Below are 23,736 nucleotides of genomic sequence, written 5' to 3'. Positions count from 1 at the left end.
TGGGCGGAAATTAACCTTGAACTAACTACCATACAAGTATGATTTATGAGAATTGCCGCTGGAGATCACATTTATTGGTGGATCGCAGACGTGGGGGGTTTTTATCTTGAGGTAAAAAGAGGGATGTTGGTTCGCTGGCGTGTTCAGAAGCGGGAGTTAATTTGTTGCACCAGCCCTTCACCCCAACCCTCTCCAACAGTGAGAGGGAGCTGTTTCGATGATGTGGTGGGGACGAGATGGGGTTGCCGCAGATTAAATCCCGCTGTTGGAGAGGGCGTTTATACGATGTAGTGGGTGAGCGCAGGATCTAATTTGTAGCATGTACTTTCCCCTCTCCTTGGGGAGAGGGTTAGGGTGAGGGGGTTACGCCGGGCTAACGCCTGCTCGATCTGAGCGCGTGGCTTATTTGCTTATCCCAGCAGGTCGCAATTTGGTGGCAAGCGGCACTCAATAGCATTTGGCAGCACCTCAATGCGGAAATTGCGGCCCTTCAGCGGTTCGCCATCAAGGTTAAAGGTGATTTCATGTGGCGCGGTGATTTCCAACCATGGCAATGAGGCATCAACTACGTTGCTGTTTTCCTCACCGCTAAACAAGATATTGACCAGCGTAGGCAGCAACTCTTCGGCGGTGAGCAGGCGTACCTGCAATAAACCGTCGTTGATCAGCGCGCCAGGGCAAAGCTTTTGCCCACCCCCGGCTTGCCTGCCGTTACCGATACCGATCACCAGCGCTTCTCCGGCCCAATGGAAATCGGGCCCACGGATCTCGCAGCTGTCGGCTTTCAGCGCATCCAGGCGCAGCAGCCCATGGATGAAATAAGAAACGCCCCCCAGCGCAGACTTCAGTTTTTCCGGGGTTTCGGTGGTGATGCGGGTGCCAAAGCCGCCAGTCGCCATATTGATGAAATAGCGTTCGTCATTGACCTTGGCCAGATCGATCGGCACCGCTCGGCCCTTGATGGCTAACTGCAAGGCCAAATCTGGTTGTAGGGGAATAGAGCAGGCGGTAGCAAAGTCGTTGGCGGTGCCCAGCGGCAGTATGCCGAGTATTGGGCGAGATTCTGCGGGGAGTTGTGCCAATGCGGCAGCGACCTCATTGATGGTGCCGTCACCGCCACCGGCGATCACGGTTTCAACCCTCAGTTGGCTAGCCTCTTTGACGTAACGAGCAGCATCTCCCAGTTCCCAGGTGACGCGGACATGCAGGGTCTGGCCCTCATGGCGCAGCAGGTTCACCGCTGCGCGAACTTCCTCGTTGCCGGAGCTTTTACCATTGATGATAAGCAGTGCTGGTGCATATTGGTGCATTCCTGATCCTTGTGGCGAAAAACGAATCGGCTGTCAAAGGGTGGCCAGATGGTTTTCCCAGTAGCTAGACCCCTAACCCAAGCTGTCAACGATAAACCACAAGCCAGTGGCGGGCCATAAGAATATTCAGGTAATGCGAGTTTGGCTGCGGCCGGGTATTTATATAGTCAATGCCCAATGGAGGGAATATCTTTCTCCCACGCGAGTTAAGCGTTGGTATTAACGGCCTTATTAATCGCTATAGAATAGTTTATATATTGCAGAGAAAATGATAAGCCGCCTGGCGTAATGCAAGAAATATCCTAAAAATGCCAATAAAATTTTCAGTTGATTGAAATTAAAGGGGATAAAAAAGAAAAGGCCAACCCAAGGGAGATTGGGCTGGCTAAGGAGGTGGTTCCTAGTATTGCTATGCAAATATTTCGTTATTAGTTTTAAGCAGCCTGATAATAACCAAGCCGCGTGCTAATTGATGTGATCTGATTCTAATATTTGCCAAAAATTGCCACCCAGGCGGGTGGCGATAAACATCTTAACCGTTCTGGCTATCATCCTGCGGCAAATTGCGGATCAACAACGCATAATTGAGGTCGATATCCTCGGGGATCGGCAAATAAACGATATGGCCGTTGCCCGGAGCGACATCGATCGTTTCGCCCTTCTTGTTTTGCAAACTTTCCAGGGTAAACAATATGTTACCCCCTGGCGTCATCATCTCTACGCTGTCACCGACCAGGAATTTATTTTTTACATCCACTTCCGCCCAGCCGTTACGGCGCACCCCGGTAAATTCCCCGACAAACTGTTGCAGTTCGGAAATGGAGGAGCCGTAATCATAGTTCTGATGGGCATCGTGTGTATGGCGGCGCAGGAAACCTTCGGTATAGCCACGATGAGCCAGACCTTCCAGCGTGGTCAGCAGGCTAGGATCGAAGGGTTTACCGGCAACGGCGTCGTCAATGGCACGGCGATAAACCTGTGCGGTGCGGGCGCAGTAATAAAACGACTTGGTACGGCCTTCAATCTTCAGCGAATGTACGCCCAACTGAGTGAGGCGCTCTACGTGCTGGATGGCTCGCAGATCTTTTGAGTTCATGATGTAGGTGCCGTGCTCGTCCTCAAACGCGCTCATGTACTCGCCGGGTTTCTGTGCTTCGGAAAGCATAAAGACTTTATCGGTTGGCGCGCCAATGCCCAGCGTCGGCTCGACGTTTTGCACCGCGATAGGCTCATGCAGATGCACGATGTTGCCGGTATCGTCTTCCTTGCCTTCTTCTGCCTTGTACTGCCAGCGGCAGGCATTGGTGCAGGTCCCTTGGTTGGGATCGCGTTTGTTGATGTAACCGGAAAGCAGGCAACGGCCGGAATAGGCCATGCACAGTGCGCCATGCACGAAGATCTCCAGCTCCATTTCTGGCACCTGGCTACGGATTTCCGCCACTTCATCCAGCGACAGCTCGCGGGAAAGGATCACTCGCGTCAAGCCCATCTGCTGCCAGAACTTCACCGTTGCCCAGTTCACCGCGTTAGCCTGCACCGAGAGGTGAATGTCCATCTGCGGGAAAGCTTCGCGCACCATCATGATTAAACCGGGGTCGGACATGATCAGCGCGTCCGGGCCCATGTCGATCACCGGTTTCAGGTCACGCAGGAAGGTTTTCAGTTTGGCGTTGTGTGGCGCGATGTTAACCACCACGTAGAACCTTTTGCCTAGCGCATGGGCTTCGTTAATCCCAAGCTGCAGGTTCTCGTGGTTAAATTCGTTATTACGTACCCGTAGGCTATAACGCGGCTGGCCAGCGTAAACCGCATCGGCCCCATAGGCAAAGGCGTAACGCATGTTTTTCAGCGTTCCCGCCGGGGAGAGGAGTTCTGGTGTAAACATAGTGATTCTCGGTCTGATTTCAGGTCAGCACCGCGCCACCCAATGGCGCAGTGAAAGCGGGGGATTGTAGCGGCAGCCCGCCAAGAAATCAGCAATTAACCGGAAATTTTAAAGGGAGATTGATCTTCATCATCAGAAAAACCGCGCGGTAGCGGATACCGCGCGCAGGCCTGATGAGATTTATACGCTTAAATCACGTACATCTGTTGTAGGGCCATTCTTGATCACCGACTGAATCCCGCTTTTCGCTGCGCTATCCGAGCTGTACATCTGGCTGGTGCCAATCACCTGATGGTTTTTGGCTTTCAGCACGAAATAGGGTTTGTTGTTGCTGCTGACTTTCACTTCAAACTGCACCTCATTAGGCGAATTGGTTTGCACGGAGGCAATTCCGTTTTCCGCCGAGGCTTTGCTGGCATACATCTCGCTGGAGAGAATGATCTCGCCATTGCTGGCCTTCAGGTTGAAGTGATACTGCCCGTTGCTCGATTTTGTCAGCTCATAATGTCCACTTGCCATGGTCCTGCTCCTGATTAGTGCCAATAAGTGAGATAAGTGTAGCTAATGTCTCAGCAAGCGTTTTTTTAACGGTGAAGTAATGCGTATCAGAGCACAGAAATGGGTGGCTTTTTGTGTTCATGGACAGGTTGGGCTGGGGGTCGGTTGCCCTGGTTGCATTGGCGATTGCGTAACGGTTCGCATCGTTGGCACAAAACGTTCGACGGCAGATGATTTTGCTACGTTGAGAGGATAGGGTGGCTGATATCCGCATTCCTTATGTGAATGAAAAATATGTTCGACACTAACACGGTGAGCCTGCTTTTTCGTCAACATCCCCGGCTGCTTGCGGCGATGGAGCGGGTACCGCCATCGTCGGTGTGCATTTCCAGCATCACCCAGGCGGAACTGCTTTATGGCGTAGCCAAGCGACAGAACAAGGCGCTAAAACAGACGGTGATGATGTTCCTGGACGCCGTCACCGTTTACTCCTGGGACTCTGCGGCGGCACATTGCTATGGAGTCATGCGCGCAAGCATGGAAAAACAAGGCAGACCGCTGGGGGCGCTGGATCAGCTGATTGCCGCACATGCGGTAAGCCGTGGTGCAACCATAGTGACTAGCGATCGGGCTTTCACTATGGTCGCGGAGCTTGAGGTGGAAGACTGGACGCAGTAAGCGTCACAACCCATTGACCAACCGGCACTGTTCGGCTTCCCAGCGGTAGCCCACCCCGTAAACCGAACGGATAAACGCCTTGTCGCCGTCGATCAGCTCCAGCTTGCGGCGCAGATTCTTGATATGGCTATCGATGGTGCGATCGGTCACCACTCGGTAATCGTCATACAGATTGTTCAGCAGTTGTTCGCGGGAAAACACGTTGCCCGGCTGGCAGGCCAGGGTTTTCAGCAGGCGGAACTCCGCCGGTGTCAGATCCAGGATATGGCCCTGATAGCTGGCCTGAAAGCGCGGCTCATCAATATGCAACAGTGAATCATCATCGCTATGTTCCTGGGGCCGATAGCAACGGCGCAAGATGGTTTTCACCCTGGCAACCACTTCGCGCGGGCTGTAAGGTTTGCAGATGTAGTCATCCGCCCCGATCTCCAACCCCAGTAGCCGGTCGATCTCCTCGATTTTGGCGGTCACCATGATGACGGGGATGTCGGTAAAGCGGCGTAGCTCACGGCAAACGGTTAAGCCATCGCAGCCTGGCAGCATCAAATCCAGCAAAATAAGCGCCGGTGGCTGCTCATGCACCGCCGGGATCACCTCGCTGCCGTTGCTCAGCCAGCGGGTGGCATAGCCAGCCGCCTGCAGATAATCGACCAACAGCTGGCCCAGCTTGGGTTCATCTTCCACAATCATGATCTGTAGTGGCTGATTTTGGTTTTCCATCAAACAACCTTATTATTCACCAGAGATGGGGAAATCTACTGTAATGCGCACGCCGCCTAAAGGCGAGTGTTGTGCACGGATCTCGCCGCCGTGTGCCTCCACAATGTTCTGACAGATGGAGAGCCCTAGCCCCGAACCGCCGCTGGCGCGGTTCCGCGAACCTTCAGTGCGATAAAAACGTTCGAAGATGAGAGCCAGCTGCTCGTCGTTCACTCCTGGGGCGCTGTCCTGCCAGTAAATCCGCACCGTTCCCGGCAGGCGTTCGATACCAATCTCCAGCCGACCACCGGCATCGGTATAGCGTTGGCTGTTTTCCAACAGGTTGTTGAATAACTGGAGCAGTCGGTCAGGATCGCCGAACAGTGGCATCTGTTCCGGCAGGTTGGTGACGATTTCCAACTGTTTGGCATGAAAACGTTCACGGAAGGCCGCCACTGCGATCTGCACCAGATGCACGCAATCCACCGGCAATTTACGGTAGGCAAGGGCACCGAGATCGGAGAGTGATAACTGGTGCAGATCGTCCACCAATTTGGTGAGGGTTGAGACCTCCGCCTGTAGCGAACTGAGCGAAGCCGGTGTGGGTTGGCGAACGCCGTCTTGCAGCGCCTCCAACTCGCCACGCAGTACCGCCAGTGGGGTACGCAGCTCGTGGGAAACATCCGCCATTAACGCCCGCCGCATTTGCTCGTTCTTTTCCAGCGAGGTGGCAAGCTGGTTAAAGTCCTGCGCCAGTCGGCCCAGCTCATCTTGGCTGCTGACCGCTACCCGAGCGCTGAAATCACCCGCCGCCAGCCGATGGGTACCGGCGACCAGGCGTTTAACCGGTGCCAGCAGGCCGCGCGACATCAGCCAGGTCACTGCCGCCGCCAACAAGGTGGATAGCCCAACGATCATCCAACTGGTGCGCCGCTGCTGGCGATCGAAGTTGATGTCCGCATTGCGTGTCAGTTTTTCTGGCGGTGTAGCCACTACCCAACCGACGATCTGATTGTTGTAATGAATCGGGTGGCGGGTACTTTCTTTAGGGATCGGGCCGGAATGACCCACCAGCCGGTTATACTGGCTATCTACCACCCAGAATTGGGTGCGCCAGCCCTTGGGGGGGAGATTGTGGCTGCTGTCGCTGTTCTGCTCAAACGAACGCATAATCTGATACACCACCTGATCGTTGTTACGCAGAAACTCCCAGTTGCCATGGCGACGATACTGATCTTCCAACGCGTCGCCGAGCATGCTGATGCGTTGCTCATTGCTGTGCTTGATATAATCGATAAAACCCCGTTCAAAGCTGACGCGTACGCCCCAGTGCATGGTGATCAACACCAACATGCAGGTGGCGAAGATCGCCATAAACAGCTTACCGGTAATGCCAATTCTCATTGTGTCCTCGTGGAGCCGGTGCCCGGCTCTTTGGTCAACGTACGGTTGGGGGCGATGTCGGTCGGTACGCGGGCGAAAGCCAGCGCCGGTAGGGCAATAATCAGTGCCATGCAGCCATAGCTGTAGATAAAGGCGTTGTGGATAGCCGGGCTATCGGCCACCACCTGATGATGCGCGAAGCTGCCAATCAGGATCCCGGCAATGCTGACGCCCAGGCTCATGGAAAGCTGCATCACCATCGACAGCAAGCTGTTGCCGCTGCTGGCCAGCCGATCGGGCAGATCTTTCAGCGTCAGGGTATTCATGGCGGAAAAACGCAGGGAGTTAACCATGCCCTGGAAGAACAGCACCACCGGCAGCAGATAAACCCAGCCCAGCATCGCCACCAGCGGAAAACTCAGGGTGACCAGCGCCAACATCAACGTGGCAGTCACCAGCACATTACGATAACCGAAGCGGTTAACCACCTGTACCACGATGCGCTTCATGCCCATGCTGCCGATGATCATCGGGATCATCATCAACCCGGCGTGAAAAGGGGAAAACCCCATGCCCACCTGGAGAAATAACGGGGTCATAAAGGGCAACATACCGCTGCCGATCCGCCCCAACAGGCTGCCAGTCAGACCAACGCGGTAGGTTTCCGTCTTGAATAATCGTAGTGAAAACAGCGCCCGGCTGTTACCTCTGGCGTGCAACCAGTAGCCAGCCAACGCAGCGCAACCCATCACCACCAGCCCGGTGATGGTAGCAGAGGAAAGCCCCATGCCTTTATGCCCGTCAAGTGCCAGCGTCAGCGTAGCCATGCCGATCGCCAACATGATAAAGCCGCTGATATCGAAACGCCGGGTCTGCATGGTGTAATTGGGCATCAGCAGCGCGGTGGCAATCGCTCCGGCGATACCCACGGGAATATTGATCAGGAAGATCCAGTGCCAACTGGCGTATTGCACCAGAAAGCCCCCTAAAGCAGGCCCCATCAGCGGGCCTATCTGGCCGGGTAGGGTGACGAAGGTCATCGCCGCCATATACTGTTCACGCGGGACGATTTTCATCACCGTCAGCCTGCCGACCGGCACCATCATCGCGCCGCCGATGCCCTGTATCACGCGGGAGGCCACCAACTCATTCAGGGTTTCTGAACGGGCGCACAGGATCGACCCGAGCGTGAATAGCACGATGGCGCTGAAGAACACCCGTTTGACGCCTACCCGATCCGCCAACCAGCCGCTGGCAGGTAGCATTACTGCGACCGTCAACACATAGGAAACAATCACCGATTGCATGCGTAGCGGGTTTTCCCCCAAGCTGGCCGCCATGGAGGGCAACGCGGTATTGACGATGGTGGTATCCAGCGTCTGCATAAAGAAGCCGAAAGCCACGATCCACAGCTGCCATCGCACCGAGGTGGATCCTGGCGGGGCGCTGGGTTTGATGCTCATAGGTCCTTTCTCTCCCGCGTTGCTGTCGATCAGTGAGGCAGCGGCGTCAGTTTTTTACCGTGCCGGAACTTCATCTGTAAGCGGTCAAAGTACAGATAGATCACCGGCGTGGTATACAGCGTCAACAATTGGCTCATCAGCAGCCCCCCGGCGATGGTGATCCCCAGCGGCTGTCGTAGCTCCGCCCCGTCGCCGCTGGTCAGAACCAGTGGTAAGGCGCCAAACAGGGCCGCCAACGTCGTCATCATGATGGGGCGAAAACGCAGCAGGCAAGCCTGGAAGATGGCCTCACGGGCGCTGATCCCGCCGTTGCGTTGCGCATCCAGGGCAAAGTCGACCATCATAATGGCATTCTTTTTAACGATACCAATCAACAGCATAATACCGATTAGCGCAATCAGGCTAAACGGTGCGTCAAACAGTTCCAGCGCCAGCAACGCCCCAACCCCGGCAGAAGGCAGCGTAGACAGGATGGTCAGCGGATGGATATAGCTCTCATACAGTATGCCCAGCACGATATACACCGTGGCGATGGCCGCAGCGATCAGGAACAGCTGTGATTTCAACGTTTCCTGGAATACCTGTGCGGTACCGGCAAACGAACCTCGCACGGTGGAGGGAACACCCAATTGCGTCATGGTCCGTTCGATGGCTGCTGTCGCCTCGGACAGGCTGCCACCGTCCGGCAGGTTGAATGAGATAGTGGAGGCTGCCGACAGCCCCTGATGGTTCACCGCCAGCGGTGCGTTAGCTGGCCGCCATTGGGCAAAGTAAGACAGCGGGATCGGCTGGCCGCTGCTGTTGATCACAAACATTTTGTCCAGCGAGCTCACGTCCTGGGTATAGGGCGGAGCCACCTCCATCACCACTTTGTATTGGTTGAGCGGCTGATAGATGGTGGAAATCTGGCGCTGTCCGAAAGCGTTGTTGAGCAGGTTGTTGGCGTCGTTGACCGAAATGCCCAGTCGCGACATGGTCTCGCGATCGTAGGTCAGATCCATTTCAGAGCCTTTGTCTTGCTGATCGGAGTTGACGTCCGCCAGCTCCGGCAACGCTGCCAGCGCGGTGCGGATCTTCGGCTCCCATTCGCGCAGTGCGCCAAGATCGTCGGCCAACAGCGTGTATTGATAGCTGGCGTTGGCCTGCCGCCCACCGACGCGGATATCCTGTACCGCCATCAAGAACAGGCTAGCCCCCGGTTCTTTCGCCAGTTTGGCACGCAGGCGAGCGATCACCTTCTGGGCATCATCGGTACGTTCCGAGAGCGGTTTGAGGGAGATAAACATCGAGCCGCTGTTGGTGCGCGAACCGCCGGTAAAACCGGTGACGTTATCCACGTCCTTGTCTTCCCGCACGATCTTCATAAAGTCTTGCAGTTTGCTGCGCATTGCCTGAAATGAAATGCTCTGGTCGGCCTGGATAAAGCCCATCAGGCGGCCGGTATCCTGCTCGGGGAAGAAGGTTTTTGGAATACTGATGTACAGCCAGACGTTGAGGGCAATAGTGGCCAGGAACACAGCCATTACCCAGCGGGAATGGCCCAATACCCAGTTGAGCGAGCGGCCATAGCCCTGCTGCAAACCCAGCAACATGCGGCCAAAACCCCGAATACGCCGCTGTTCGCGCGGTGGCTGGTAGCGCAGCAGATAGGCGCACATCATTGGCGTCAGCGTCAGTGAAATCAGCAATGAAAGCCCGATCGACACCGAAAGCGTCACGGCAAATTCACGGAACAGCCTGCCTGGCAAGCCGGCCATAAACAGCAAGGGGATAAACACCGCCACCAGCGATACGCTCATGGAAAGCACTGTGAAGCCGACCTCTCGCACCCCTTGCAGGGCGGCTTTGATCGGTTTCATCCCGGCCTCGACGTGGCGCGAAATGTTTTCCAGCACCACGATGGCGTCATCGACCACAAAGCCGGTGGCGATGGTCAGCGCCATCAGCGACAGGTTGTTCAGGCTGAAGCCGCACAGATACATGGCGGCGAAGGAGCCGATCAGGGAAACCGGTACGGCCACTGCCGGGATCAGCGTTGCGCGGCCAGAGCGCAGGAAGATGAAGACCACCAGGATCACCAGCCCGATGGCTATTACCAAAGATTGCTCCACCTCGGCCAGCGAGGCACGGATCGTCGGTGAGCGATCCTGGGCAATACTCAGTTCGATCGAGGCGGGGATGTTCTCCCGCAACGCGGGCAACTCGGCGCGGATACGATCCACGGTTTGAATGATATTGGCACCGGGAGCACGGCTGATGGTCAGAATGATGGCAGGCTTGGCGTTGGTCATCCCGGCGTTGCGTACGTCCTGGACAGAATCGATGACGTTGGCCACGTCGCTCAGGCGTACCGCTGCGCCGTTGTTATAGTGAATAACCAACGGCTGGTAGGCCGCCGCGGTTTTCAATTCGTCGTTGGCCTGGATCTGCCAGCGCTGCTGTGGGTCATCTACCGCGCCTTGCGGTCGGCGTACGTTAGCGTTGGCGATGGTTTGCCTTACCGCATCCAGTGAAATCCCCTGGTTGAATAAGGCGCCGGGATTAAGCTCTACGCGTACCGCAGGTAGGGAACTCCCGCCGACAGAGACATCGCCTACGCCTTCCGTCTGGGCAATTTTTTGCGCCAGCTGCGTTGAAGCGAAGTCATACAGCTGCCCTTGGTTGTAGGTATCCGAAGTCAGCGTCAGGATCATGATTGGCGCGTCGGATGGGTTGATCTTGCGATAGGTGGGGCGGCTTGGCATCCCGGTAGGCAACAGACTTTGGGCGGCGTTAATCGCTGCCTGTACGTCACGCGCAGCCCCGTTGATATCGCGATCGAGATCGAACTGCAGGATCACCCTGGTGCTGCCAAGTGAACTTGTCGAGGTCATTTCATTCACCCCGGCGATCCGGCCCAGGGCCCGTTCCAGCGGTGTAGCCACCGAGGAGGCCATGGTTTCCGGATCGGCGCCAGGCAACGAAGCGCTGACCAGAATGACGGGGAAATCCACCTGCGGCAGCGGCGAAACCGGCAGCAGCCGAAAGCCAATCACTCCGGCGATGGTGATCGCCAGCGTCAACAGCGTAGTGGCAACCGGCCGGTAGATAAACAGGGCAAAGAATCTCACGACAGCTCCTGCGGTTCTGGCTGGCGGTGGGTATTGCGCGCCAATTTATCAAACAGCAGGTAAATTACCGGCGTGGTGAACAGCGTCAGGATCTGGCTCATCACCAGGCCACCGACCATACAGACTCCCAGCGGGCGGCGCAGTTCGGCGCCGACGCCGGTACTCAGCATCAGCGGTAATGCCCCCAGCAGCGCGGCCAGCGTGGTCATCAGGATCGGGCGAAAACGCAGCAGGCAGGCCTGATAGATGGCGTCGTATGGCGTCATCCCTTGCTCACGTTCGGCGGCCAGCGCAAAGTCGATCATCATGATGGCGTTCTTTTTGACGATGCCGATCAGCAAGATGATACCGATAATGGCGATCACATCCAGCTCATGGCCGGAGAGCATCAGCGCCAGCAGCGCCCCGACTCCGGCAGTGGGCAGTGTAGAAAGAATGGTCACTGGGTGGATAAAGCTCTCATACAGCACGCCCAGCACGATATACATCGCGACCACCGCCGCCAGGATCAGCCACAGCGTGCTGCCAAGGGCAGCCTGGAATGCCAGCGTGGCCCCCTGGAACTGGGTGGTGATGTCTTTGGGCATATTGAGGTCTTTCTCAGCCTGAGTGATCGCCTCTACCGCTTCCCCGAGCGAGTAATTACCGGCCACGTTAAACGACACGGTGGCCGACGGGAACTGATCGAGATGGTTGATCGACAGCGGGCCAACGCGTTCTTCTATTTTGGCGATGGTGCTTAATGGCACGATGGTGCCGTTGCTGCTGGTCAGGCGGATATCGTTTAACGCGGAAAGCCCTGGAGTGGTGGAGACATCATGTTCCAGCACCACCCGATATTGGTTGGCCTGGGTGTAAATGGTCGAGATCAGGCGCTGACCGAAGGCGTTATACAGTGCGCTGTCGACATCGCTCATGGTGATGCCAAGGCGCGAGGCCGAGTCTCGATCGACATTCACATAGGCTACCAGCCCCTGATCCTGCCAGTTGCTGGTCACTTCGGCCAGTTGTGGCGCCTGCTGCAATTCGGCCATTAACTTCGGCACCCACAGGCTGAGTTCATCCAATGACATTGCCTGGAGGGTGAACTGGTACTGCGTGCGGCTCACCTGCGTATCGATAGTCAGATCCTGCACCGGTTGCAGATACAGCTTCACGCCGGGGAACTGTGCCGTTTGTTGTTGCAGGCGAGTAATGATCGCCGGAATGCGATCGCTACGTTCGCTCAGCGGTTTAAGGTTGATCTGCAAACGGCCGCTGTTGAGCGTGGCGTTGCTGCCATCCACACCGACAAAGGACGTCAGGCTCTCTACTGCCGGATCCTTGAGGATTTCGGCGGCCACCTGTTGCTGGCGCTCGGCCATGTTACTGAACGAAACACTCTGTGGGGCTTCCAGCGTACCCTGAATGATGCCGTTATCCTGCACCGGGAAGAAGCCTTTCGGCATCAGCACATACAGAAACACGGTCAGCGCCATGGTGCCGAAGACGACGCCTAACGTCAGCCACTGATGGTTCAACACCACTTTCAGCCACACGCCGTATTGGGCGATCACTCGGTCAAAGAAACGCTCGGAGGCGCGGGAGAAACGGTTTTGCTTACGCAGCGATTCGTGGCTAAGCATCCTGGCGCACATCATCGGCGTCAGCGTCAGCGACACCAGCGCGGAAATCAGGATCGCCACTGCCAGCGTCACCGCAAACTCGCGGAACAGACGGCCAACGATATCGCCCATAAACAGCAGCGGGATCAGCACCGCTACCAGCGAGAAGGTCAGCGAGATAATGGTAAAGCCGATCTCTCCGGCCCCTTTCAGCGCCGCATCGAGCGGTTTTTCACCTTTTTCGATATAGCGCGAGATATTTTCGATCACCACGATGGCGTCATCCACCACAAAGCCGGTGGCGATGGTCAGCGCCATCAGCGTCAGATTGTTGATGGAGAAGTCGAGGAAATACATGACGGCAAAGGTGCCCACCAGGGAAAGCGGCACCGCCACGCTCGGAATAATGGTAGCGGGTACGTTACGCAGGAAGACGTAGATCACCATGATGACCAAGGCGATCGCCAGCAGCAGCTCAAACTGTACGTCGCTGACCGAGGCCCGGATGGTGGTGGTGCGGTCGGTCAGCACCTTCACATCTACCGACTTTGGCAGGCTCTTGATCAGCTCTGGCAGCATCTCGCGAATACTGTCGGCGGTGGTGATGACGTTGGCACCCGGCTGGCGCTGAATATTCAGCACGATGGCCTGCTCTTTATTGGCCCATGCCGCCAGGCGGTTGTTCTCCGCGCCTTGCTCAATGGTGGCGATATCTTGCAGGCGGATGGCTGCGCCGTTCTGATAGGCGATAATCAGCTGACGGTAATCCTCAGCGGTCTTCATCTGATCGTTGGCAGAGAGCGTAACCGAACGCGTCGGGCCATCCAGGCTACCTTTGGCCGAATTGACGTTGGCGTTACTGATGGCGGTGCGAATGGTTTCGCTATCCAGCCCATAGGCGGCCACCGCCGTGGCATTGAGCTTCACCCGTACGGCCGGACGCTGGCCGCCGGAAATGGTGACCAGACCGACCCCGCTGACCTGCGAAATCTTTTGTGCCACCCGGGTTTCCACCATGTCTTCTACCTGGGTCATCGGCAGGGCGGTTGAGGTGACGGCCAGCGTCAGGATCGGTGGATCGGCCGGGTTAACCTTGCTGTAAATCGGCGGGTAGGGCAGATCGTTGGGCAGCAGGTTGGTGGCGGCATTGATAGCCGCCTGCACTTCCTGCTCGGCAACGTCCAGCGGCAGTTCAAGCTGGAATTGCAGCGTGATCACCGAGGCTCCACCGGAACTCTGCGAGGCCATCTGCTTAAGGCCGGACATCTGCCCGAACTGTCGCTCCAACGGCGCGGTGATTGCCGAAGTAACCACATCCGGGCTGGCGCCAGGGTAGAGCGTGACGATCTGGATGGTTGGATAATCCACTTCCGGCAGGGCAGAAACTGGCAGTGAACGATAGCCAATGATCCCGGCCAGCATGATAGCCAGCATAAACAGCGTGGTGGCTACCGGGCGAAGAATAAACAGGCGGGAAGGCCCACCGCCGCTATGGGGGGACATCGACTGCATCAGGAATTCCCCTGAGGTTTAGCGCGGCGTTTCGGTTGTTCTGCATTCGGGGTGGCCGCCGCTTTATGAGGTGCCACCACTTCAACCTGCATGCCTTCGGTCAGGCGGTCGATCCCGTCAGTGACGACGCGGTCGCCCGCATTGACACCGGCGCTAATCACTACCTGCTGGCTATCCTGAATACCGGCGGTAACCCGATGTTTGCTGACCTTGTTGTCTGCGCTCAGCAGCCAGACGAAGTTGCCTTCGTTGCCCATTTGCAGCGCGGCGGTAGGGATCACCACCGCATTTTGCAGGGTGGCAACCTTCAGCCGGGCGTTAACGAACTGATTCGGGAACAGTGCATCGTCCTGATTGTCGAAGCGAGCCTTTAGTTTGATGGTGCCCGTCGCGGTATCGATCTGGTTATCCAGGCTCAATAACTCACCGGTGGTTAACAACTGCTGATTGGTACGATCCCAGGCTTGGACGCTTATCGGGCCAGCTTTCTGCGCTTTGACCAGATCGGCGATATTGCTCTCCGGCAGGGTGAAGACCACATCGATAGGGTGCGTTTGGGTGATCACCACGATGCCGGTGGTGCTGCCGCTGGCGATGTAGTTGCCTACATCAACCAATTTCAGACCCACGCGGCCATCAATCGGCGCGGTGATCTTACTGTAGGTTATTTGCAGTTTGGCACTGTCCACTGCCCCTTGATCGGCTTTGATGGCCCCTTCGGTCTGGCGAACCAACGACTCCTGGGTATCCAGCTCTTGGCGTGATACCAGGTTGGTTTTCGCCAACTGTTGGTAACGGGCGAGGTCACGTTTGGCATTGGCCAAGGTCGCCTGATCTTTGGCTAATTGCCCCAGAGCCTGAGTTAATTGCACTTCGTAAGGGCGCGGGTCGATCTCAACCAGCAGGTCTCCTGCCTTGACCTGTTGGCCTTCGGTAAAGTGGATTGCCATTAATTGACCATCGACGCGGCTGGTGACGGTCACGGTGTTGGCCGCGGTGGCGGTGCCTAATCCCGAGAGGAAACGCGGCACGCTCTGCACTGTGGCGGTGGCAGCCTGTACTGGAGACATCGGTGCTCCTCGTCTACCACCGGCTCTGCCTGCGGCTCCCGCTGGGCCTGAACCTGCCTGCTGCGCACCCGGCGCTGCATCGGTAGCCTGTGGCGCGCTAAAGTGACGCCAGATCAGAATGGCGGCAAGCACCACGATAACTATGGCTAGCAGGCGCAGGAGCAGTGAGCGGCGTTTGGGTTTTGTATTCATGGCGTTGGGCATTCTCTCCAGAGACAGTCATGCGGGCAATCAGTTGCCAAAAGTGATACTCCTTACAGGATACTAGTTTAGCGAGCCGTCACGGTGTAAAAATGAAGGAAATATGGAGGAAACGTCAGGTTTATCGGCGGAGAATGTATATTTAACCGAAACAACGCTTAGCTAGACATTTTCTGACATATAACCGATTCGTTTTAGCGTTCCAGCCGCTTTCGCGCTAATAATTGAGAGCGAATTTTTTCTTTTCCTTCAGGAGCGACATCATGAGCAAGCAACCGTTGGGCCGTTCAGGTATTCAGGTTCCGCAACTGACCTTTGGTGGCAACGTCTTTGGCTGGACGGTAGACGAGGCCACGTCTTTCAGTCTGCTGGATGCGCTGGTAGCCAATCAGCTGAATTTTATCGATACCGCCGACGTCTATTCGAGCTGGGCACCAGGCAATAAAGGCGGTGAATCGGAAACGGTGATCGGTAACTGGCTGAAGAAAAGCGGCAAGCGTGACCAGGTGATCATCGCTACCAAGGTGGGAAAACCGATGGGTGAGGGCAAACAAGGCTTGTCGCCACGCTATATTCGTCAGGCCGTAGAGGATTCATTGCGCCGCCTGCAAACCGATTATATCGATCTTTATCAGTCTCATGATGACGACCAGGACACCCCGCTGGCGGAAACCCTGGCGGCGTTCGATGAACTGATCAAGGCCGGGAAGGTGCGAGCCATTGGCGCTTCCAACTATCAGGCAGACCGGCTGGTGGAAGCGCTGAAAGTCAGCGAGCAAAACGGACTGGCGCGCTATGAAACCCTGCAACCGGAATACAATCTGTATGCCCGTGAAGGCTATGAGCAGGCGCTGGAAGCGGTGGCGCAGCAACAGGGGTTGGGGGTGATCAACTTCTTCTCACTGGCCAGTGGTTTCCTCACCGGCAAATATCGTAGCGCCCAGGATGTGGGTAAGAGCCAGCGTGGAGACACCATTGTGTCGCGTTATCTGAATCCGCGCGGTTTCCGCATTTTGGCGGCCCTCGATCTGCTGGCAGAGAAGCACCAGACCACGCCCGCACAGATCTCGTTGGCCTGGTTGATTGCTCGCCCAAGCATCACCGCGCCAATCGTTAGCGCCACCTCGTTAACCCAGTTGGATGAGTTGGTGAGTGCCACACAGTTGCAATTGGCTGCCGAGGATATCAAGACGCTGGATGAGGCAAGTGCCTGGTAAGACACCTGACATCAAATATTATTCAATGAGTTATCATCACCATCACGTGTTTGGCGACAGCTTACGATACAACACATGCTGGCGTAACGGATGGCCCAGAGGTAAACGGGGATGCTCGAAGGTTTCACCGCTGAAGGTCATCCCGATGCGCTCCATCACTCGGCGGGAAGGGAGATTAATTACAGCGGTAAAGGACACGACTTCTGACAGTTGCAGCCTATTGAAAGCGATATCCAGCGCGCAATGAGCCGCTTCGCTGGCATAGCCTTGGCCCCAATGCTCCTTCGCCAACCGCCAGCCAATTTCCACGCAGGGCGAGCAGGGCAAATCGTCGCCAGGAATGGCTAGCCCCACAAAGCCGATAAAGGCGGCTTGATGCTTCACCTCGACGGTCCACAGCCCCCAGCCGTGCTGTTGTATAAATTGGCGGATGCGATTGGCCTGAGCGTCGCTTTCAGCGTGGCTTAGCGTTGCCGGGAAGTACTTCATCACCTCAGGGTCGCTATTGAGCGCGGCAAAGGCGGGCAGATCGCTATCTTGCCAACCGCGTAGCAGCAATCTGGGTGTTTCACCTGCGATGATAGCCATAATGCTCCATTGTCAGGGGCGTTAGCCGCCCCTACGTTAATCAACGAAACAGCGTCTGCGCCCAGCGTGCCAACCCGGCGGTGACCGAGCCAAAATCGTTGCCACCGACGATCGGGATCCCCGGCAACTGCTGTTGCAGAGCGGTTCGCAGCAGCGGTGAGCGTGCGCTACCACCGGTCAGGTAAATGACCTGCGGCTTGCTTTGGCTGGTGGCCAAGGCGGCGCTAACCTGTTCCTGGATACGTAGCAGAGGTTGGGCAATGGCATCGGCCAACTGCTCCTGGCTGATCATCTCTGCCAGCTCCGGCTGCACAAAATCCAGTTGGGCGCTGATGCTTGCCTGACCAGATAGCGCGATTTTACTCTCTTCCGCTGCACGTACCAGCCGATAGCTCAGGCGCTGCTGATGTACTTTCAACAGACGTTTCACCTTCTCGGGTTCGGCAGCGTCACGGATCAGATCGCGCAGCATACGGCCATTGGCCGTGCTGTAGAAATCGATTTGGGCCGGGACATCGTTGGTCGCTACCGCGTTCCAATAAGGCAATGCAGGCATGGCGATGCCCTTCTCCGTTTCACCGCCCATACCAAACAGCGGCATCAACTGTTTGAACGCCAGCATGATATCCAGATCGTTACCGCCCACGCGGCAACCGCTGTGCCCCAACAGGCTCTGCTGGCGATCGGCACGATCGCGCCATTGTGGTCCCATCAGCAGTACCGAGCAGTCGGTGGTTCCGCCGCCGATATCGACCACCAGCACGGTTTTCTCTTCGCTTAGCGTCGCTTCAAAGTCTAGCCCGGCTGCAACCGGTTCGAACTGAAACTCGATCTCTTTGAAACCGGCCCGTTGTGCGGCGCGATGCAAAATCCCCTGCGCCTGCTGGTTAGCCTCTTCACCGCCGGTGCCCTGGAAGTTAATCGGGCGGCCAATGACGGCCTGATCGATGCCGGTTTGTAACACGTCTTCCGCCTGGCGCTTGATGTGGAACATCATGGCGCACACCAGATCTTCAAATAGCGCAATCTGCTGTGGCTTAAGGCCGTTAGCCCCGAGGAAGGATTTCGGTGAGCGGACAAAATACACTTCTTCCGGATCTTCGATGTAATGAGCCAGCGCCTGCAGGCCGAACAGCACGCTGTCGCCGTTGACCGGGATATCTTCCTCGCGGTTGAAGGTAATGGCGCGGCGCAGCAACTGCTGGTTTTCCTCACTGCCGGTTGGCACCTGCCAGTGGCGATGCAGGCACTCACTCACCGCCTCACGCGTCGGTGCGCACAGCATCGAAGGGAGATACGGTTCGTTGTTTTCCAACGTCAGTAGTTCAGGACCCTGGTCGCGCATAACGGCGACAGAACAGTTGGCAGTGCCATAATCGAAGCCAATAAACATTTTTCGTTCCCCATGCCGATGAAGGGGGGCGACTTTACCCGAGACTGGTCTGCCGAGCAACGAGTGGGCGGCTAACTGGCGAAAAATTTAGCGGCAATCGCGGCGGCATGGTTAACTTGATGGCAGCGATATCAAACAGGTTAATGTCCGATTCCCGCACGTCAGCCACAGGTCCGAACGCCATAATGAACAAAAAACTGACTCCGAGCGATGCCATGAAGAATCAACAACAGGCGCTGTATAGCGCGCTGAGTGCGCGTGACCGTAAGTTTGACGGACGATTTTTTGTCGGTGTCTCCTCCACCGGTATTTATTGCAGGCCGGTATGTAGCGCCCGCACGCCAAAAATCGAAAATTGTACGTTTTACCCTAGCGCTGCCGCCGCTGAACTGGCCGGTTTTCGCCCCTGCCTGAAATGCCGCCCTGAATTGGCTCCAGGGCTGGCGCTGATCGATCTGGGCAATCGCTATGCTCAGGTTGCGGTTCAACTGATCGAGCAGGGCTATCTTTCAGAGCACAGCTGTGAACAACTGGCTACCCGACTGGGGATTTCCGATCGCCATCTGCGGCGCATTTTTGCCGAGCAGTTCGGCGCTTCCCCCATTGATTACGCCCAGTCGCACCGTCTGTTGCAGGCCAAACGGCTGCTGGCGGATACCGATTTGCCCCTGAGCGAGGTGGCGTTTGCCGCCGGGTTTGGCAGCCTGCGGCGTTTCAATGAGCTGTTTAAAGCCCGTTATCGCCTGATCCCTTCGGTATTGCGTAGCACTGCTGGCCGAAGTGAGCGTGCCGCCTCCAGCGGGCTGGTGTTTCATCTGGGGTATCGACCACCTTACGATTGGCCGCGTATGCTGGGGTTCTTACAGGCGCGTGCAGTAAGCGGCGTGGAAAGCGTTGTCGGGCAACAATACTGCCGTTCGATCGCGGTGGATCAGGGGGGCGTCGAATATTGCGGTTGGGTGAGCGTCCAGCCAGAAGAGGCGCGCAACCGGGTGCGGGTGGAAATTGCCCCATCGCTCAGCCGAGTGACGACCGAAGTCCTGCGGCGTATTCGCCAACTGTTTGATCTGGATGCCGCGCCGGACCGTATTTGCGAGGCGTTAGGCGCGTTAGCGGCGGATGCGCCCGGTTTACGTTTGCCAGGCTGCGTCAGCAGCTTTGAGCAGGCTACGCGTGCGGTGTTGGGGCAGTTGGTCAGCGTCAAGATGGCGGCTACCTTTGCCGGACGGATGGCCGAACGCTGGGGAACGGTGCTGGAGCAACCGTATGGCGATATCACTCATATTTTTCCGCAGGCGGCGCGGATTGCCCAGCTGCAACCGGAAGATCTGCGCCCATTGGGCGTACAACTGAAGCGTGCGGCGGCGCTGATTGAAATTGCGCGCAGGGTGACAGAAGGGCGTTTGCAACTGGATAACGTGCTGGATATCGACCAGGGTATCAAAGAGTTAACCGCACTGCCGGGGATAGGCAGTTGGACCGCCAGCTATATTGCTATGCGGGCCTGGTCATGGCCGGACGTTTTTCTGGCGGGAGACTATCTGATCAAACAGCGTTTCCCCGGCATGACGCCACGCCAGATTGAGCACTATGCTGAACGCTGGCGACCTTGGCGTTCTTACGCCACCTTGCATCTGTGGCATAACGATCGTTGGGCACCTTCAGTGAATACCGAAGTAGCCGCCGCTGAGTAAATCGCTCAGCGGTAGCTCCAGCGCAACGGTGTCACCGTCTACCAGATCGACCCCGATGGCAGTCAGCGCACTTAGCGTAACTTGCTGATGTGCGGGGCCGGCCAGAGTTTGGGTATTAATACGATGCGCGGCACCATGGATCATCGAAACCATCAGCTCATCCATTTGGTTGCAGTGGACGTCGGTGATAAAACGCTCGTCGATGCGGATGTAATCGATAGTCTGGCCGTTTAACTGATCGAAGGCGTTCAGATTGCGGCCAAAACCATTGACGATCAGCTTGCAGCCCATCTGCTGCAAACGGCGAATAAAGGCACCGCCATCCTCTGGGTGATCGAGCACAATGGTCTCATCCACCATCAGATACAGTGCGCTGGCCGGCAGCACGGAAGCTGCCAGTAACTCCAGCAAATAATGTTGAAAATCAAGATCCAGCACGCTGTCTGTGGCCAATGGCAGCGCAATGGCCAGCCCCTTGCGGCGCAGAGCCTCGGCGTGTCTTTCCAGTACCTGGCTTACCATCCAGCGATCGACATCCGGCAGCATGCCGTAGAGCTGGGCGGCGGCAAGGAAGGACCCTGAGGCCAGCAGGCGATCGTCGGGTGGGTTAACGTGCAGCTTTAACTGATAGAAACAGACCGCCTGCGGCGTTTTAGGCGGTGAGGCAGCCCTGACGTGTAACAGCAATTGCTGATCATCGATAATATTCAGCACTTCCTGGCGCGTTAGCAGCTCATGCTGGCGCTCCATCTGTTGTTTTTGCCGGGCTTCATAAATATAAACCTGACCGCGGCCATGGTGCTTGGCGGTATAACAGGCGATATCGGCCTGTGCCAATAGCTCGCTGCTCTTGCTGCTGGTGGCCCCGATTTGGGTAATACCGGCGCTGGCGCCGACATGATAAACCTTGCCTGCCCAGCAGAATGGATGTTCGCCGACCTGCTCGATCATCTGCTGCATCAGGAGCTTGGCCTGCTCCAACGAACAGTCGAACAGGATCAGGCCAAATTCGTCGCCACCGAGCCGCGCCAGGCAGTCGCTGTTACGCAGTTGGCGTTGCATCAGTTGGCCAATCTCCCTGAGCAAGGCATCGCCTGCCGCGTGTCCGGCGCTATCGTTAACCGCCTTGAACCTGTCGAGATCGAGGAATACCAGCGAGTGCTGTTGCTGGTGTTCGGCCGCGCTGGCAATGGCACCCTTCAGCCTCTTTTCGAAGCTGGTGCGGTTTTTCAGGTTGGTCAGCGCATCGTGTGAGGCGTTATAGCTGAGCTTTTTCATCAGTTCCCGCGAGGCGCTGACGTCCTGCAACACCATCACTGCCCCCATCACCTCGCCCTCGATGGTTTTTAGCGGCGACACCGATTCCTGTACGTCGAAGCGGCGTCCGTCACGGCTATGCAGTACCAGAGCGTATTCTGCTGGCAGGGGGGGCCCCTCATGCAGACAGTTTTGCACCGGATTTTCTATCTCTGGGCCATCCTGGCCGTTGGTCATCCGCACTACGCCGTTGATCGGCATACCGAGCGCCATCTCCAGCGGCCATCCGCACATTTGTTCAGCTACCGGGTTCATAAAGGTGATACGCATGTCGCGGTCGGTGGAAATCACCCCTTCGCCGATGGCGTCCAGCGTAATGTGCAAACGTTCCTTCTCTTCGTGCAGCGCTTCGGTCAGCGATTTGATTTCCGTCATGTCGATATGGGTACCGATCATCCGCTTTGGCTCGCCGTGTTCATCGAAAATGGTATTACCCTGGGCGCGAATATGACGAATTCCCCCCAGGCGGGTCTTGATACGGAACTCCATCACAAACGGCTGGTGGCGGTCTGTGAGTGTTGCCATTTGCCGCTCAATGCGTTCACGATCCTCCTCCAGCATCAAAGAACTCCACAGTGCCAAGGTGGGGTTTTGATCCGGCGTCAGTTCGTACAGCTCGAACATTCGTTTGTCCCAGGTGAGTTTATCTCCGGGCAACATCCATTCCCACACGCCGATCCCGCCGGCCTGATTGGCTAGCGTTATGCGTTCCATCAGGCTGCGGTTCTCCGCTTCGGTACGTTTTAGTTCGTTGATATCTTCTACTTGGGAAATAAAGTACAGCGGTTGGCCCTGCGGATCGCGCACCAAGGATACCGCCAGCAGTGTCCAGACGCTCTCTCCGTCGCTGCGGATATAGCGTTTTTCCATGGTGTAGCTGCTGATGTGGCCATCAAGCAGGTCTTGTAACTGTGTCAGATCGGCATTTAAATCATCGGGATGGGTAATTTCTTGAAACGTCAGGCGGCGCAGGGTTTCTGGGGGATAGCGCAGCAGTTTGCACAGCGCCTGATTGACCTGTAACCATTTCCCTTCAGGTGACACCAGCGCCATGCCGATAGCCGAATACTCCAACGCATTACGGAAACGCGCTTCGCTTTCCACGATATGCTCTTTTTCTACCCGGAAGGCATGCATCACCATCGCCATGGCATGGGCCGGGATCAGGATCAACATCAGCGGCAGGTAGATTGTCACATCGCTTAAAAACGCTCCCCTATCCTGATAATGCAACAGCCCTAGCGAGATCATCACCGTAATCATCAGGGTCGTGGTAAAACAGATGATAAAGGCTTCGAGCCGCGGTAGGCTGATCGCTGCCCACAGCAACGGCAGGATGATTAAGTTAAACGGGAAGGGCATGTTGAGCAGCGCCAGATAGCTGAAGACCAGTGTCCCCAGCGATACCAGCAGCAGTTCAAACAGGTTTAGCGTTCTTAACATTGAGCGGCGATAAACCAGCCCGATCGGCGCCAGAGCCAGTACGCCAATCGCTTCGGAAATAAACCAGGTGCTGAAGGGCTGCCAAAAGGTTTCCCCTGGTTCCGGCGCTACTGCGGCCGCCAGTAGTGCGCTGAACATAGGCATGAAGATCACGGCGCAGAAAACAAATTTCAACCAGCTTGCCAAGTCGTTTAACGGATCGTTCGGCTGCAGTATTCGCCGTAATAGCAGGGTACAGACGGTGGCTTCCAGCAGGTTGATCAGTGTGAGTTTGACCGGGAACCAACTGAGGCCGAACAGCACGAAACTGGCAATACACATGCCGATCCCGCTGAAGATCAAGTGCAACGGCCAATTGCGTGGTGGTTGGTGGAACATCAGCATAATAACGGCGGCAGTCGGGAACCACAGCGGGGTAAAGTGGCTGGATTCTGCTGACAGCGTCAGGCACAGGTAGGCCAGCAGAAACACAATCAGTGCGCTCAGCAACGAGTGGGTGAACAAGGCACCTTTAGCCTTGAGTGGGTGCTGCGCTGTGCTGAGATCCATCGGTAACCTTCACTTGTGCTATCGACCAGGAAAACCTGCCGCCATTTTACTCACCAGAGGGGGTTCCGCGGGCGAGTAATACCTATCCAAGTATATACTTGTCTTGTTACAAGCCACAGTGT

Annotated in this window: 15 protein-coding genes; 3 read left to right on the top strand and 12 right to left on the bottom strand. The window is 56.5% G+C overall.

Annotated features, from left to right (window positions below):
* Positions 1-410 precede the first annotated feature (410 nt).
* From yegS to N6G83_RS26615, 3 genes are all read right to left on the bottom strand, one after another.
* Positions 411-1,310 (bottom strand): lipid kinase YegS, encoded by a 900-nt coding sequence (yegS, locus tag N6G83_RS26625; protein ID WP_074029415.1) that lies wholly within the window; start codon positions 1,308-1,310, stop codon positions 411-413.
* A 532-nt stretch (positions 1,311-1,842) separates the two neighbouring features.
* Complete coding sequence (yegQ, locus tag N6G83_RS26620; protein ID WP_024527032.1) at positions 1,843-3,195, bottom strand: tRNA 5-hydroxyuridine modification protein YegQ; 1,353 nt, start codon at positions 3,193-3,195, stop codon at positions 1,843-1,845.
* A gap of 180 nt (positions 3,196-3,375) precedes the next feature.
* Positions 3,376-3,714 carry a YegP family protein gene (locus N6G83_RS26615; RefSeq protein ID WP_074029413.1) on the bottom strand — a complete coding sequence of 113 codons (339 nt, stop codon included), beginning with the start codon at positions 3,712-3,714 and terminating at the stop codon, positions 3,376-3,378.
* 273 nt (positions 3,715-3,987) lie between these two features.
* Here N6G83_RS26615 and N6G83_RS26610 point away from each other — a divergent pair, with 273 nt between their 5' ends.
* Complete coding sequence (locus tag N6G83_RS26610; RefSeq protein WP_065686568.1) at positions 3,988-4,371, top strand: type II toxin-antitoxin system VapC family toxin; 384 nt, start codon at positions 3,988-3,990, stop codon at positions 4,369-4,371.
* A 3-nt stretch (positions 4,372-4,374) separates the two neighbouring features.
* On the opposite strand, the gene baeR is transcribed toward N6G83_RS26610, so the two are convergent.
* The 6 genes from baeR to N6G83_RS26580 are packed head-to-tail and all read right to left on the bottom strand — an operon-like array spanning position 4,375 to position 15,404.
* Positions 4,375-5,091 (bottom strand): two-component system response regulator BaeR, encoded by a 717-nt coding sequence (gene baeR, locus N6G83_RS26605; protein ID WP_024527036.1) that lies wholly within the window; start codon positions 5,089-5,091, stop codon positions 4,375-4,377.
* A gap of 12 nt (positions 5,092-5,103) precedes the next feature.
* Entirely contained in the window at positions 5,104-6,474 is a 1,371-nt protein-coding gene (baeS, locus tag N6G83_RS26600; RefSeq protein WP_024527037.1) for a two-component system sensor histidine kinase BaeS, read from the bottom strand.
* Positions 6,471-7,916 carry an MFS transporter gene (locus tag N6G83_RS26595; protein WP_024527038.1) on the bottom strand — a complete coding sequence of 482 codons (1,446 nt, stop codon included), beginning with the start codon at positions 7,914-7,916 and terminating at the stop codon, positions 6,471-6,473. The genes baeS and N6G83_RS26595 overlap by 4 nt, the downstream gene beginning before the upstream one ends.
* Positions 7,917-7,945: 29 nt before the next feature.
* Positions 7,946-11,026, bottom strand: a complete 3,081-nt coding sequence (gene mdtC / locus N6G83_RS26590) for a multidrug efflux RND transporter permease subunit MdtC (RefSeq protein ID WP_211135638.1) — start codon at positions 11,024-11,026, stop codon at positions 7,946-7,948.
* On the bottom strand, positions 11,023-14,142 hold the full coding sequence (locus tag N6G83_RS26585) for an MdtB/MuxB family multidrug efflux RND transporter permease subunit (protein WP_211135637.1): 3,120 nt from the start codon (positions 14,140-14,142) through the stop codon (positions 11,023-11,025). Before N6G83_RS26585 ends, mdtC begins: the two co-directional genes overlap by 4 nt.
* Positions 14,142-15,404 carry an MdtA/MuxA family multidrug efflux RND transporter periplasmic adaptor subunit gene (locus N6G83_RS26580; RefSeq protein WP_211135636.1) on the bottom strand — a complete coding sequence of 421 codons (1,263 nt, stop codon included), beginning with the start codon at positions 15,402-15,404 and terminating at the stop codon, positions 14,142-14,144. The genes N6G83_RS26585 and N6G83_RS26580 overlap by 1 nt, the downstream gene beginning before the upstream one ends.
* 272 nt (positions 15,405-15,676) lie before the next feature.
* Between N6G83_RS26580 and N6G83_RS26575 the strand changes: the two genes are divergently transcribed.
* On the top strand, positions 15,677-16,630 hold the full coding sequence (locus N6G83_RS26575; protein WP_260524058.1) for an aldo/keto reductase: 954 nt from the start codon (positions 15,677-15,679) through the stop codon (positions 16,628-16,630).
* A 42-nt stretch (positions 16,631-16,672) separates the two neighbouring features.
* Here N6G83_RS26575 and N6G83_RS26570 read toward each other — a convergent pair whose 3' ends face one another.
* Positions 16,673-17,218 (bottom strand): GNAT family N-acetyltransferase, encoded by a 546-nt coding sequence (locus N6G83_RS26570; protein WP_409529725.1) that lies wholly within the window; start codon positions 17,216-17,218, stop codon positions 16,673-16,675.
* 40 nt (positions 17,219-17,258) lie between these two features.
* Positions 17,259-18,611, bottom strand: a complete 1,353-nt coding sequence (gene yegD, locus N6G83_RS26565) for a molecular chaperone (protein WP_024527043.1) — start codon at positions 18,609-18,611, stop codon at positions 17,259-17,261.
* Between the two features lie 185 nt (positions 18,612-18,796).
* On the opposite strand from yegD, the gene alkA reads away from it, so the two are divergent.
* Complete coding sequence (gene alkA, locus N6G83_RS26560) at positions 18,797-20,305, top strand: DNA-3-methyladenine glycosylase 2 (RefSeq protein ID WP_211134940.1); 1,509 nt, start codon at positions 18,797-18,799, stop codon at positions 20,303-20,305.
* On the opposite strand, the gene N6G83_RS26555 is transcribed toward alkA, so the two are convergent.
* The gene (locus N6G83_RS26555) at positions 20,273-23,614 is read right to left on the bottom strand and encodes a diguanylate cyclase (protein ID WP_211134942.1); all 3,342 of its coding nucleotides are present in this window, start codon (positions 23,612-23,614) and stop codon (positions 20,273-20,275) included. The genes alkA and N6G83_RS26555 overlap by 33 nt on opposite strands.
* Positions 23,615-23,736 lie beyond the last annotated feature (122 nt).

Source organism: Serratia sp. PL7, from assembly GCF_945957435.1.
This window is presented reverse-complemented; position numbering and strand designations above follow the sequence as displayed.

Coding starts and splice junctions, on each gene's coding strand:
- N6G83_RS26615 (WP_074029413.1), bottom strand. CDS start 3,714: ATGGCAAGTGGACATTATGAGCTGACAAAATCGAGCAACGGGCAGTAT.
- N6G83_RS26595 (WP_024527038.1), bottom strand. CDS start 7,916: ATGAGCATCAAACCCAGCGCCCCGCCAGGATCCACCTCGGTGCGATGG.
- N6G83_RS26570 (WP_409529725.1), bottom strand. CDS start 17,218: ATGGCTATCATCGCAGGTGAAACACCCAGATTGCTGCTACGCGGTTGG.
- baeR (WP_024527036.1), bottom strand. CDS start 5,091: ATGGAAAACCAAAATCAGCCACTACAGATCATGATTGTGGAAGATGAA.
- baeS (WP_024527037.1), bottom strand. CDS start 6,474: ATGAGAATTGGCATTACCGGTAAGCTGTTTATGGCGATCTTCGCCACC.
- yegS (WP_074029415.1), bottom strand. CDS start 1,310: ATGCACCAATATGCACCAGCACTGCTTATCATCAATGGTAAAAGCTCC.
- N6G83_RS26555 (WP_211134942.1), bottom strand. CDS start 23,614: ATGGATCTCAGCACAGCGCAGCACCCACTCAAGGCTAAAGGTGCCTTG.
- alkA (WP_211134940.1), top strand. CDS start 18,797: ATGAACAAAAAACTGACTCCGAGCGATGCCATGAAGAATCAACAACAG.
- N6G83_RS26610 (WP_065686568.1), top strand. CDS start 3,988: ATGTTCGACACTAACACGGTGAGCCTGCTTTTTCGTCAACATCCCCGG.
- yegD (WP_024527043.1), bottom strand. CDS start 18,611: ATGTTTATTGGCTTCGATTATGGCACTGCCAACTGTTCTGTCGCCGTT.
- yegQ (WP_024527032.1), bottom strand. CDS start 3,195: ATGTTTACACCAGAACTCCTCTCCCCGGCGGGAACGCTGAAAAACATG.
- N6G83_RS26585 (WP_211135637.1), bottom strand. CDS start 14,142: ATGCAGTCGATGTCCCCCCATAGCGGCGGTGGGCCTTCCCGCCTGTTT.
- N6G83_RS26580 (WP_211135636.1), bottom strand. CDS start 15,404: ATGAATACAAAACCCAAACGCCGCTCACTGCTCCTGCGCCTGCTAGCC.
- N6G83_RS26575 (WP_260524058.1), top strand. CDS start 15,677: ATGAGCAAGCAACCGTTGGGCCGTTCAGGTATTCAGGTTCCGCAACTG.